General features: G+C 39.4%; 12 protein-coding genes and 2 tRNA genes. All 14 read right to left on the reverse strand.

The features are described from left to right. Nucleotides 1-3: 3 nt before the first annotated feature. The 14 genes from sufD to HW098_RS08250 all read right to left on the reverse strand — a co-directional run bounded on the left by sufD (nucleotide 4) and on the right by HW098_RS08250 (nucleotide 12109). Nucleotides 4-1266 (reverse strand): Fe-S cluster assembly protein SufD, encoded by a 1263-nt coding sequence (sufD, locus tag HW098_RS08185; RefSeq protein WP_176139795.1) that lies wholly within the window; start codon nucleotides 1264-1266, stop codon nucleotides 4-6. Nucleotides 1267-1293: 27 nt separating this feature from the next. Then, nucleotides 1294-2064: a Fe-S cluster assembly ATPase SufC gene (gene sufC / locus HW098_RS08190; RefSeq protein ID WP_000114489.1), complete on the reverse strand. Its 771-nt coding sequence runs from the start codon at nucleotides 2062-2064 to the stop codon at nucleotides 1294-1296. A gap of 264 nt (nucleotides 2065-2328) precedes the next feature. Then, entirely contained in the window at nucleotides 2329-2523 is a 195-nt protein-coding gene (locus HW098_RS08195) for a DUF3272 domain-containing protein (RefSeq protein ID WP_001041547.1), read from the reverse strand. A gap of 27 nt (nucleotides 2524-2550) precedes the next feature. Then, nucleotides 2551-4206, reverse strand: coding sequence for a DNA polymerase III subunit gamma/tau (dnaX, locus tag HW098_RS08200; RefSeq protein WP_176139809.1), 1656 nt, complete (start codon nucleotides 4204-4206; stop codon nucleotides 2551-2553). After that, nucleotides 4206-4703, reverse strand: a complete 498-nt coding sequence (locus HW098_RS08205) for a GAF domain-containing protein (RefSeq protein WP_050242454.1) — start codon at nucleotides 4701-4703, stop codon at nucleotides 4206-4208. Before HW098_RS08205 ends, dnaX begins: the two co-directional genes overlap by 1 nt. A gap of 86 nt (nucleotides 4704-4789) precedes the next feature. Continuing rightward, on the reverse strand, nucleotides 4790-5992 hold the full coding sequence (gene rpsA / locus HW098_RS08210) for a 30S ribosomal protein S1 (protein WP_001001632.1): 1203 nt from the start codon (nucleotides 5990-5992) through the stop codon (nucleotides 4790-4792). A 162-nt stretch (nucleotides 5993-6154) separates the two neighbouring features. Further along, nucleotides 6155-6226, reverse strand: a tRNA-Gln gene (locus HW098_RS08215). Between the two features lie 9 nt (nucleotides 6227-6235). Next, nucleotides 6236-6316, reverse strand: a tRNA-Tyr gene (locus HW098_RS08220). A gap of 49 nt (nucleotides 6317-6365) precedes the next feature. Then, a complete protein-coding gene (locus tag HW098_RS08225) occupies nucleotides 6366-6596 on the reverse strand; it encodes a DUF2969 domain-containing protein (RefSeq protein WP_000037113.1) in 231 nt (76 codons plus the stop codon). Between the two features lie 167 nt (nucleotides 6597-6763). Next, nucleotides 6764-7408 carry a pyroglutamyl-peptidase I gene (pcp, locus tag HW098_RS08230; protein WP_000699369.1) on the reverse strand — a complete coding sequence of 215 codons (645 nt, stop codon included), beginning with the start codon at nucleotides 7406-7408 and terminating at the stop codon, nucleotides 6764-6766. Between the two features lie 14 nt (nucleotides 7409-7422). Continuing rightward, nucleotides 7423-8346, reverse strand: a complete 924-nt coding sequence (locus tag HW098_RS08235; protein ID WP_000137263.1) for a DUF979 domain-containing protein — start codon at nucleotides 8344-8346, stop codon at nucleotides 7423-7425. Beyond that, nucleotides 8343-9032 carry a DUF969 domain-containing protein gene (locus tag HW098_RS08240; RefSeq protein WP_000454773.1) on the reverse strand — a complete coding sequence of 230 codons (690 nt, stop codon included), beginning with the start codon at nucleotides 9030-9032 and terminating at the stop codon, nucleotides 8343-8345. The genes HW098_RS08235 and HW098_RS08240 overlap by 4 nt, the downstream gene beginning before the upstream one ends. Nucleotides 9033-9096: 64 nt before the next feature. Next, nucleotides 9097-11064 (reverse strand): peptide ABC transporter substrate-binding protein, encoded by a 1968-nt coding sequence (locus HW098_RS08245; RefSeq protein WP_176139796.1) that lies wholly within the window; start codon nucleotides 11062-11064, stop codon nucleotides 9097-9099. Between the two features lie 22 nt (nucleotides 11065-11086). Next, the gene (locus tag HW098_RS08250) at nucleotides 11087-12109 is read right to left on the reverse strand and encodes a branched-chain amino acid aminotransferase (protein ID WP_176139797.1); all 1023 of its coding nucleotides are present in this window, start codon (nucleotides 12107-12109) and stop codon (nucleotides 11087-11089) included. Nucleotides 12110-12231 lie beyond the last annotated feature (122 nt).

Genomic DNA, 12231 nt, shown 5'->3' on the forward strand with positions numbered 1-12231 from the left:
CCCTTAGCGTTTTGACAATTTTTCTTCGATAGTCGCAATCATTTCATCACGAACTTCCTTGACTGGAATCTCAACGATAACAGATCCAAGGAAACCACGGACAACCAAGCGTTCTGCAGTTGCCTTGTCCAAACCACGACTCATGAGGTAGTACATATCTTCTGGGTCTACCTGACCGATAGAAGCCGCGTGTCCTGCAGTTACGTCATTTTCATCAATCAAAAGAATTGGGTTAGCATCTGAACGCGCTTGGTCTGAAAGCATGAGAACACGACTTTCTTGTTGCGCATCTGCTCCCTTGGCCCCCTTGATAATGTGGCCAATACCATTGAAGGTCAAGGTTGCTTTTTCAAGAATAACCCCATGTTGGAGGATATTTCCGATTGAATTACAACCATAGTTTGTTACGCGAGTGTCAATTCCTTGCACCTGACGGTCACTTGAAAGAGCTACAACTTTAAGATCCGCATGGCTACCGTTACCAATCAAATCGCTATCAAAGTCAGCAACGACGTTTCCTTCGTTCATGACACCAATTGCCCAATCAATGCTTGCATCGTTGCCTAATTTACCACGACGGCTAATGTAAGCAGTAACATTTTCACCTAGACGGTCGATCGCAGCAAACTTCACTTGAGCACCAGAACGTGCAATGACTTCTACTGTGATATTAGCAGTTGCTTTGGCACTTCCTTCACCGCGTGACTCTAAACGCTCCAGATAACTAATCTTAGAATTTTTACCAGCGATAATCATAATATGCTTGTTAAACGGCACATCGCTATCGCTGTCTTGGTAGAAAATTCCTTCGATTGGTTCTTTAATCTCAACATTATCAGGAATATAGAGAACAGCACCACTGTTGAAATAAGCTGTATGGTAGGCTGCCAGCTTGTCATCGTCATACTTAACAGATGACATGAAGAATTCCTCAACAAGCTCTGGAATTTCTTCTAAAGCTGAGTGGAAGTCTGTAAAGATGATACCCTGTTCAGCCAACTCAACTGGAATTTGCTCAAAAACAGTTTGCGTTCCTACTTGCACCAACTTCAAGTGGTTATCTAGTGCAGTGAAATCTGGAACATTTGCTGATGGCTCGCTTTCTGTAATCGTCCCATCCCCCAGATTCCAACGGTGGAATTTGACACGCTCAATAACTGGTAATTCTAGGCTCTCAATCTTATCAAAAGCTTTTTGACGGAGGTCAGCCAACCAGCTTGGTTCAGCGTGCATTTCTGAAAAAAGTTTAATATTTTCTTTAGTCATTTACTTCTCCTAAAAGATACGAGGGAATTACAATTCTTCCTTGTAGTCGTAGCCAAGTTCTTCAGCTAGTTTTGCGTATCCTTCACGTTCCAAACGCGCAGCCAATTCTGGACCACCTGAAAGGACAACACGACCTTCCATCATGACGTGTACCACATCAGGTGTGATGTAGTTCAAAAGACGTTGGTAGTGAGTGATGATCATAGCACCAAAACCTTCACCACGCATGGCATTCACACCTTTCGATACGACTTTAAGAGCATCAATATCAAGTCCAGAGTCAATCTCGTCCAAAAGGGCAAATGTTGGTTCCAACATCAAGAGTTGAAGAATTTCATTACGTTTTTTCTCACCACCAGAGAAACCTTCGTTGAGGTAACGCTCTGCCATTTCTTCTTTCATGTTGAGCAATTCCATTTTTTCATCTAGCTTAGTGATAAACTCACGAACTGAAATCTTCTCATCGTCTTCTTTACCAGCATTCATGGCTGCACGAAGAAACTCAGCGTTGGTAATTCCAGGGATTTCAGATGGGTATTGCATAGCAAGGAAAAGTCCCATACGCGCACGCTCATCCACTTCCAACTCAAGGATGTTTACGCCATCAAACAAGACTTCACCTTTGGTAACTTCATAGTTTGGATTTCCCATGATAGCGGCAGAAAGAGTCGATTTACCTGTACCATTTGGTCCCATGATAGCGGCAATTTCTCCTGTTTTCAGGGTAAGGTTAACCCCTTTTAAAATTTCTTTTCCTTCAATCTCAACGTGAAGATCTTTGATCTCTAATACTGACATGATAGTTCCTTTCTTTTTCAAGACCTTTACAGTACTTACTAGAAACATACTTGATTTCCCTAGAAAATACGGTAATACTCAATGAAAATCAAAGAGCAAACTAGGAAGCTAGCCGCAGGTTGCTCAAAGCACCGCTTTGAGGTTGCAGATAAAGCTGACGTGGTTTGAAGAGATTTTCGAAGAGTATAAAAGGTCAATAAATATACTTTTATAGTATAACAAAAAAAAGCCTAAAAGGCTTTGATTTTGTCTGGAAGCTGAGGGCTAGTCTTTCCTATTAAAATGCTGATCGATGACATCAACGATTTTGCCCATCACATAACTGACACGAAAATTTCTGAAGAGTAAAATTGCCCAAAAGGCTGCCATAATATAGCGGCCAGTCATCCAGGCTTCATTGAAAAAATAGGTCTCAGCAGCTGTAAACAGCGCCATAATAATAAATTGTTGTTTATTCATAAATTTATTGTATCATGAAATCTTTCTTTAGTCTTCCTCTACCTTCACTTTATCAGCCAAAAATTCAAATCCTTCTGGAATCAGACTTTCTTCTGCTTCTTTTTCAGTTTGAGAAGATTTGGCTTTGGCTGAAAAGGCTGCGCGAACTTCTTTCCATTCCTCCATGGAAATAGCTAAAATCTCAGGTGAAAAACCTGCCGCCTGACTGAGGATGTTACCAAACATGGTGTTGAGATTGTCCCGTTTCATGGTTTGACCAGCATTGAAGTTAGACTCAAAAGCAAGAATAGCATGGTGTTCATTGGCCGCAACCGGTTGAGAACCAACTAGCAGAGCCTTGTCCGGTCCACCAAGACTTTCAATTACCTCTCCCCAGGCATTCTGCAAACGAATCAGGTTTTGACGTGCTAAATCAGGATTTTCAACGGCCTCTTGTAAGATAGATTGAACTTTATTCCGATCCACACGATAGACTGTCTTGCCTGCTACTGGTCGACTAGGAGCTGGATTGGTTGGCTTAGGTATAGTTCCTACATTTGCAAGTTCTTGTTTGAGACGTGTCACTTCTTGTCTCAGCGTAGCAATTTCATGTTCAACCGCTCCTGAAAGAAATGGCTCAGGCTTAATCTCCGCTAAACGAATGGTCATCATCTCAGCATAAATCTTGGGCTGCAAACTAGACTTAATATCTGCTAAACTCACTGTTGCTAAGCGAATCATTTCAAACAGATTTTCTTGAGGAAGTGCCAAGTTTTCCACAAAGACTGGACTATGATGAGTGTTTTCTCCACCTGTTTGAACAATTAACAAGTCTCTTAAATAGTGCAAAAGATCCGTCACAAAACGAGTCATACTCTTACCATTGTCAAAAAGAAGATTTAAGCAAGCTAATGCTTTGGGAACATCCTGTTGAGACAAGGCAGCCACATAATCATCCAAGGCTGATAGACTAATGGTGCCAGTAATTTCTTCAGAGATGGCAGTCGTCAGCTCATTTCCCTGTGTTAAACTCAGGGCTTGATCCAAAATAGACAAGGCGTCCCGCATTCCACCTTCAGCCCGTCTGGCAATGATTTCCACTGCCTCTGGTTCAGAACTGATATTTTCTTTTTCTAAGATATAGCGGATATGTTCCTTAATATCCTGTGTCTTAATTGATTTAAATTCAAAACGTTGCACACGGGATAGAATAGTAGCAGGAATCTTGTGCAATTCCGTTGTAGCTAAAATAAAGACCACATTCTGTGTAGGCTCTTCCAGCGTCTTTAGGAGGGCATTAAAAGCCCCTGTAGACAACATGTGAACCTCATCTATTATATAAACCTTATAACGGGCAAGGCTAGGGGCGTAGGTAGATTTATCACGAATTTCACGGATTTCATCGACCCCATTATTAGAGGCTGCATCCATTTCGATGACATCTTCTAAACTCCCGTCCGTCACTGCCTGACAAATATAGCAGTTATTACAAGGTTCACCACCCACTTGATTGGGACAGTTCATAGCTTTGGCAAAAATCTTAGCTACACTGGTTTTTCCCGTTCCACGTGGACCAGAAAAAAGATAGGCATGACTTATTTTCTCTTGTTCTACTGCTTGTTTAAGAGTCTTAGCCACAACTTCTTGACCAACCAACTGGGAGAAGTTTTGACTTCTATATTTTCGATAAAGTGCTTGATACATTAAGATTTTTCCCCAAACATTGTAAAGTCCCATTCTGTCTTTTCAAGCAAAATAGCGACAAATTGTTCCAAATAATCTCGATCCATTGCATCGTAATCATCAATCTCTGAAGAATCCAGATCCAGAACTCCAAGTAGTTGGCCATTCTTCATCATCGGCACCACAATTTCACTTTTAGCTAGACTATCACAAGAAATATAGTTGGGATAGGTCCTTACATCACCAACCAGGACTGTTTCCTGAAACTCAGCAGCTTCACCACATACGCCTTTGCCTAGTGAAATACGGATGCAGGAAACACCTCCTTGGAAAGGACCTAAAACCAATTCCTTCCCATCGAACAAATAAAAGCCTGCAAATACGGTATTAGGAAAACGTGATTTTATGAGAGCACTGGCGTTGGAAAGATTAGCCAAAACATTGGTCTCGCCTTCCAATAGGAAGGACAATTCTTCATTTAACATTTGATAACGTGATTGTTTTTCTGATTTTAACATAGAACTATTATATCAAAAAAAGGAGCAGAGACAAAAGAAAAATCCCTTGTTTAGTAAACAAAGGATTTTGTAAATTTTCAATTTGATTAAAGTTCAATATCACCGAACAAGTCAGCCATTGAGAATCCTGTTTGTGTTTCTGGAAGTTCGAAATCACGTTTTTCTTGACGTTTTGGACGACGTGGACGTGGAGCACGTTTTTCTTCTTTTTGTCCTTCTTCTTGAGCTGGACGCTCTTCAAGAGCTTTGATAGAAAGTGATACGCGCTCTGCATCTGCGTTAACTTCAAGAACTTTAACTTGAACTTCTTGACCAACTTTAAGAGCTTCTTTTGGATTTTCAATACGTTTGTGTGAAATTTGTGATACGTGAACAAGTCCATCGATACCTGGCAATACTTCAACAAATGCACCGAAGTCAGTCAAACGTTTAACTGTTCCTTCTACTACATCACCTTTAGCCAATTTTTGCTCAACGCCATCCCATGGTCCAGGTGTTGTTGCTTTAAGTGAAAGTGATACACGTCCTTCTTCTTCGTTAAGATCAAGGATTTTCACTTCAATTTCTTCACCAACAGTTACAACTGATTTTGGTGATACGTTACGTTCGTGTGACAATTCAGTCAAGTGAACCAATCCGTCAACACCACCAAGGTCGATGAAAGCACCGAAACTTGTGATACGTGCAACTTTACCAGTTACTACATCACCAACAGCCAATTTACCAAATACTTCAGCGCGAGCTGCTGCTGTAGCTGCTTCAACAACTTCACGACGTGAAAGGATGAAGCGGTTTTCTTTAGCGTCAACTTCTTTGATTTTAGCGTCAAATTCTTGACCTACAAAACGCTCAGTGTTACGTACGAAACGAGTATCCAACATTGAAGCTGGGATAAATCCACGAACACCTTCAAATTCTACTGAAAGTCCACCTTTAACGGCACGAGTTCCTTTAACAGTAACAACTTCTTCTTCGCGACCAACAAGTTTGTCCCATGCTTTGCGAGCTTCAAGGCGTTTTTTAGATACAAGGTATGTAACTGTATCAGTATCTTTACCAACTACTTGACGAAGTACAAGAACATCCAATACTTCTCCTACTTTAACAAAGTCATTGATATCTGCATCGCGATCGTTTGTCAATTCGCGAAGAGTCAAGACACCTTCAACACCAGTTCCAGAGATTGCAACGTTAGCTTGAGTCGCATCAACTGTCAATACTTCAGCACTAACAACATCACCAGTCTCAACTTGGCTAACGCTATTTAGCAAATCTTCAAATTCGTTCATCTAAAAAATCCTCCAACAATCAAGTTTTTTCTTAAACTTGACATACTTATAATTTTTTTCCTAAGCACCCGCAAGGACATGTTCATATCGTTCACGTCTTTCAATTATAAAAATAAAATACCCTAAGATATTTTGCTTTTTATCTTGATTATTACCTAAGAACTGGGGTAGCTGGATTCGAACCAACGCATGAGGGAGTCAAAGTCCCTTGCCTTACCGCTTGGCTATACCCCATTGATGAAATGGAGAGAGAGGGATTCGAACCCCCGAACCCGAAGGAGCGGATTTACAGTCCGCCGCGTTTAGCCTCTTCGCTATCTCTCCTACAATCAACATGGACTATTATATCATGAAAATTTCAAAAAAACAAGACTTATTTTGCTAAATTATAATTTTCAATCAAAATTTCCACAGCTTTTTCCAATTTTTTATAAAAACTATCGACATTCCCATTCTTTATGATAGCAAATTGTCCATCTAATTCGGCAATTTCTCCGATAACTTTTTTACCAATAGTCAAGGTATAGCCTTCAAAACTGTCTTTTCCTACATTAACTTTGGCATCTGCTACTTGAATTTCGATTTTTTTATCTTTCTTGCTCATTTCATACCTCTCTTCACTTTTTCTATTTTACAAGAAAATCCTAAAACTAGCAAGAAAAAACTCTATATCAGGCTTGTCTGATATAGAGTTTTATGTAAACAACCTCAATCGATTTAGCATAGCTAATAGTTAGTAAACAAGCATAATTGACTATCCTTTTTAGGTTATCAGTGAGTCTCACCACCTACTAACTGCAAATCCTTATCTTTGTAGTCTACAATAGCTTCAATAGCTACCTCTATGCCTCTTACAATATCACATAGACTCATTCCTGCAGTATTCGGCTTATTTACTACTTGTTCCATCATATATGGAATATGCATGAAACCTGCTCTCATATTAGGGAATTTTTTATCCACTAAATAAAGAGCTTGGTACATCAAATGATTGCAAACAAAGGTTCCTGCACTATTGGATACAACTGCCGGAAGTCCCTGTTTTTTGATAGCTTGTACCATCGCTTTGATAGGTAAACTACTAAAATAGGCCGATGCTCCATCAATACGAATCGGTGTATCAATTGGTTGATTGCCTTCGTTATCAGGTATGCGAGCATCATCTTGATTAATAGCCACTCGTTCAGGTGTTAACCCTGTCCTGCCGCCTGCTTGTCCAATACAAAGTACAGCATCTGGTTGATATCGTAATATTTCTGCCTCTAAAACTTCTGACGACTTATAAAAAACCGTTGGAATTTCTACCCAGCGAACTTCAGCCCCATTAATCTCAGATGGTAATAATTTTACAGCCTCCAAAGCTGGATTAATCTTTTCACCTCCAAAAGGATTAAAACCTGTAACCAATATTTTCATTTTATTTTCCTTTACTAAAATGCGAGAAAGTACATTAAGAATATGTGAATAACAATCATTACTAGAGCAACACCTGCTTGAGCCTTTATAACACCATTCTGATCTTTCATATCCATCAGTGCTGCTGGTAGAGCGTTAAAATTAGCAGCCATTGGGGTCAATAAGGTCCCACAATAACCTGCTGTCATGGCAAGAGCACCAGCCACAATTGGATTAGCTCCCAGAGCAAATACAAAGGGAACTCCAACACCTGCTGTAATAACGGTGAATGCTGCAAAAGCATTTCCCATAATCATTGTGAATAGAACCATTCCAAGAACATAGGCCAAAACTCCTATAAAGCGACTATCTGAAGGAACAATACCGCTAATCAGATGAGAGATAACATCACCAACACCTGCTACAGTAAAAATAGCCCCCAAAGCCCCTAATAATTGGGGAACAATCCCACTTGTTGAAACTTGCTGAGTCATTCGATTATTTTCTGATAACAGACTCTTAGGGTGACTATTGGTAATCACAAGAACAGAAATTGTAGCAAACAAGGCGGCAAGGCTAATCGAAATCTTGCTAAATTCTGGAATCATTTGCGCTAAGACCAACGCAAGTATTGCCATCAGCATAACTGGAATAAAAATTTTATTTTTCAATCTGTTAGATTCAATATTGGCTTTCATTTCATCTAAGGATGGCAAGGTTCCGATACGGACTTGCTTAAACAATGTTAACAGCGATAATAGGATTACAATAATACCAATACTCATATTTGGCATATAGGAACCACCTATAAACGTAATAGCCAATAGAGTCCAAAATGCAGATGTTCCAAATCGGACTGGGTTTGTTTTATCTTTATAACTACAATAGGCTGTATGGAGAAATTGACAACCAATCACAATATAGGTCAACTCTAATAGTTGCTTTGCCAACTCTGTCATTTTTGTTCTCCTCCCCTAGTCTTTTCTGATGTCAATTTTTTATCAAATAAATAATTGTAAATCCCCACTACAATAAGTGTTATAACAGCAACAATAATAGATGCAGAAGCAATCCCTGCATAATTACTTTCATAGCCTAACTGATCTAATGTTCCCCCTATCAAGAGGACTCCCCCAGCACCTACAAACGTATTTTGAGCAAAGAAATTTCCAAAATTTTCATTCGCAGCCGCACGCGCTTTTATTGTCTCATCTTCAACCTCTGTTAACTTTCTACCTAATTGAGACTCTGCTGCTGCTTCTCCCATAGGTTGAACCAAAGGTCTGACAAACTGAGGGTGTCCTCCTAGACGAATTGAAAAGAAACCAGCTAACTCTCGAATAAAGAAATAAACTGTATAGAAGTTTCCAACTGTCAGACCTTTAATCTTTCGAATCAAATCAATTGATCGTTGCTTGAGTCCAAAGGTTTCTGACAGTCCCACAAGAGGCAAGGTAACCATAAAAATCGTGAGCACTCGCTGATTGCTAAATTCTTTTCCCAAAATCTCCAAAAATTCAACGAGAGAAACACCTGAAACTAAAGCTGTAACCAAACCAGCTAAGACTACTGTTGCAATTGTATCAAATTTTAAAATAAAACCCACAACAATGATTGCTATTCCTATTAGTTTAATCCACTCCATATCAAACTCCTCTATATTCAAAATGACAGTATTTTTTAAATTTTCTCAAGAGCAATACCATTCCTTATTTAATGTGTTTTTCTAGTTCTTTTTGGTATTTGCTATTGGATTCCAATTTTTCTTTTTGCCATTTTTTAAGAGCTTCGTCATATTCTTTTGTTGTAACAATATCTTTTTGCAATTTCATTCCTTTAAAGATATATGGATCTCCCTTAATACCAACTTGTGAGTATGGTTTTGAGAATGGCACGACATTACTTACAACTGGAGAACCACCAGATGAAGCTGTTGGCATCAATAATGAACTATCTGTCAACCAAGCTTGAGCTTTGGCATATTTTTCATATCTCTTCTCTAGGTCAGTGGTCTCAGAAACAGCATCTTCTAACAATTTCTTATATTGATCCAAACCAAGTTTAGCGACAACATCCTTATCTTTTCCTTTCGTAATACCTAGGTGTTTCATGGCAGAACCAGATTTTGGATCCATAATATTCAAGTAAGACGCTGGATCTTGATAGCTTGGAGCCCATCCTGTACTGTTCAAATCATAGTCTTTTTGAGAAGGAACACGCGCTTGTGATGTAATCGTTTCTTTTTCATTATCTGTCATTTGAAGTACATCGATGACAACATTTTCAGCACCAAGAGTTGATTCAATGGACTGTTTGAAAGAGTTGCTTTGTTGAACGGCGATAGTATCTGTTTGTTCAACTGGGACATCCAAGTGAATTGGGAAGGTTACCCCTTTAGATTCCAAGTCTTTCTTAGCTTTTTCGAAAGCAACTTTAGCCTTGTTAGGGTTGTAGATAGAATCCTTACCGTCAACTAGCTCAACACCTTTCCATTGGTCACCATAGTTCACCAACTCTGCTTGAGCGATTTGACCAAAGTTCTTACCACCTGCTTGTACGAAGTTATCTGGAACAAGGCTGTTACGAATAATCTTGTCTGCACCATCTTCACCGTTTAGCTGGGCAGCATAAGAATGACGGTTAAAGGCAAAGTTGATAGCCTGACGGAAGTCCTTATTAAGCATAGCTTCTTTTGTAGAAGTCTTTTGCTCCTCACTTGTTTTCGCAGTTTTATTGTATGACTGACGATTTACGTTAAAAGTAAAGTAATAACTACTTGAATCCTGTGGGCTATAAGTGATTTTATCTCCGTATTGTTCCAAAGTTGAAGCAAAGTTTGAGCTGCTTGGGAAGAGACGGGCTGTCGTATAAGCACCAGAGGAGAAGCTACGGATCAAAGACTCCTGATCTGAACCATCGTAGTAGGTCAATTTAATCTTCTCAATTTTAACATTTTCTTTATCCCAGTAATTTGGATTTTTTTCATATTCAATCAACGATTTAGAAGTCAATGTTTTTAAGAAATAAGGACCATTGTAGAGAATTCCTGCTGGGCTAACCTCTCCGTAATTCTTTCCAGATGCCTTTAAAAACTCTTCATTTACAGGCAACATCGTCGCTGTTGTAACTTTCGAATTCCAGAAACTTTCTGGCGCATTCAATGTATACTCAACTGTGTAGTCATCCAAAGCTTTAACACCAACTGTAGAGAAATCATTGGTTTCACCAGTCATGTAGGCGTCCAAGCCCTTGATGGAATTTTGGATGAGAGAGACACCGTCTGACTTACCATCAGCGACGTGTTTTAGTCCTGTCACAAAGTCATGGGCTGTTACTTCTGCGTATTCTTCGCCTTCTGATGTGTACCATTTCACTCCCTTACGAAGTTTATAGGTATAAGTCAATCCATCTTTTGAGACAGACCAATCCTCAGCCAAAGAAGGAATAACATTACCATATTTATCATTTTCCATCAAACCATCAACGACATTCCCGATAATATCTGTTGTGGATGTACGCGTTGCTATGCTGTAGTCCAAGGATGCTGGATCCACTGCATAGACATAAGAAAATGTTGTCGGAGCATCTGCTTCTTTATCAGCTTTTCCACAGGCTGCTAAAAGAGCTGTTGTGCTTAGGATAAGTCCTGTTGTTAAAATCCACTTTTTCGATTTCATAAAAATCTCCCTTAATATATTTTTAATCTACTTTTACAATCCAACCTTCTGGCGCTGAAATATCACCAAACTGAATTCCTGTCAATTCATCATAGAGTTTACGAGTCACAGGGCCAACTTCTGTTTCACTATAGAATACATGGAAATCATCACCGTGCTGAATACCTCCAATTGGAGAAATAACCGCTGCTGTACCACAGGCACCTGCCTCTACAAAACGGTCAAGGTTATCAATTGGAACATCTCCTTCAATAGGAGTTAAGCCCAAGCGATGTTCTGCCAAATAAAGCAAAGAATACTTGGTAATAGATGGCAAGATAGATGGACTCAATGGCGTTACAAATTCATTATCAGCTGTAATTCCAAAGAAGTTAGCTGATCCAACTTCTTCAATCTTTGTATGTGTTGATGGATCTAGGTAAATAACATCTGAGAAATGACGTGACTTGGCCAATTTCCCTGGCAAGAGGCTGGCAGCATAGTTCCCACCAACCTTAGCCGCACCTGTACCATTTGGAGCCGCACGGTCGTATTCATCCTGAATCAAAAAGTTGGTTGGGATCAAACCACCCTTAAAGTAATTTCCAACTGGCATAGCAAAGATAGTAAAAATATACTCCTCTGCCGGTTTTACCCCGATAATATCTCCGACACCAATCAAAAGTGGACGAAGATAAAGGGTTCCACCTGTTCCGTATGGTGGTACGTATTCTTCATTCGCACGGACAACTGCTTTACAAGCTTCTACAAACATGTCTGTCGGAACTTGTGGCATCAAGAGACGGTCACATGTACGTTGCAGGCGTTTAGCATTTTCATCCGGACGGAAAAGTTGAATATTGCCATCCTTAGTACGATAAGCCTTCAAACCTTCAAATGCTTGTTGTCCATAGTGGAGACTTGGAGAAGACTCTGAAATATGCAAAGTTGCATCCTCTGTAAGTTCTCCTTGATTCCATTGTCCATTTTTAAAATGAGCAATATAGCGATAAGGTAATTTCATATAGGAGAAACCAAGGTTTTCCCAATCAATCGTTACTGTCATATTCCACTCCTTATTCTAAAAACCTATTTCTTATATTCTACACTATTTTTCTAAAATAGCAAGTATATTTTGTAATTTTCAGAAAATTTCTTCAATAAAAAGAACCAGCTCTTAGAACTGAT

The sequence above is a fragment of the Streptococcus sp. 1453 genome (genome assembly GCF_013276955.1).
In the GTDB taxonomy this organism is placed as follows: Bacteria; Bacillota; Bacilli; order Lactobacillales; family Streptococcaceae; genus Streptococcus.

Excerpts from the sequence above, each read along its gene's own strand:
- sufD (WP_176139795.1), bottom strand. The coding sequence starts at position 1,266 with ATGACTAAAGAAAATATTAAACTTTTTTCAGAAATGCACGCTGAACCA.
- sufC (WP_000114489.1), bottom strand. The coding sequence starts at position 2,064 with ATGTCAGTATTAGAGATCAAAGATCTTCACGTTGAGATTGAAGGAAAA.
- HW098_RS08195 (WP_001041547.1), bottom strand. The coding sequence starts at position 2,523 with ATGAATAAACAACAATTTATTATTATGGCGCTGTTTACAGCTGCTGAG.
- dnaX (WP_176139809.1), bottom strand. The coding sequence starts at position 4,206 with ATGTATCAAGCACTTTATCGAAAATATAGAAGTCAAAACTTCTCCCAG.
- HW098_RS08205 (WP_050242454.1), bottom strand. The coding sequence starts at position 4,703 with ATGTTAAAATCAGAAAAACAATCACGTTATCAAATGTTAAATGAAGAA.
- rpsA (WP_001001632.1), bottom strand. The coding sequence starts at position 5,992 with ATGAACGAATTTGAAGATTTGCTAAATAGCGTTAGCCAAGTTGAGACT.
- HW098_RS08225 (WP_000037113.1), bottom strand. The coding sequence starts at position 6,596 with ATGAGCAAGAAAGATAAAAAAATCGAAATTCAAGTAGCAGATGCCAAA.
- pcp (WP_000699369.1), bottom strand. The coding sequence starts at position 7,408 with ATGAAAATATTGGTTACAGGTTTTAATCCTTTTGGAGGTGAAAAGATT.
- HW098_RS08235 (WP_000137263.1), bottom strand. The coding sequence starts at position 8,346 with ATGACAGAGTTGGCAAAGCAACTATTAGAGTTGACCTATATTGTGATT.
- HW098_RS08240 (WP_000454773.1), bottom strand. The coding sequence starts at position 9,032 with ATGGAGTGGATTAAACTAATAGGAATAGCAATCATTGTTGTGGGTTTT.
- HW098_RS08245 (WP_176139796.1), bottom strand. The coding sequence starts at position 11,064 with ATGAAATCGAAAAAGTGGATTTTAACAACAGGACTTATCCTAAGCACA.
- HW098_RS08250 (WP_176139797.1), bottom strand. The coding sequence starts at position 12,109 with ATGACAGTAACGATTGATTGGGAAAACCTTGGTTTCTCCTATATGAAA.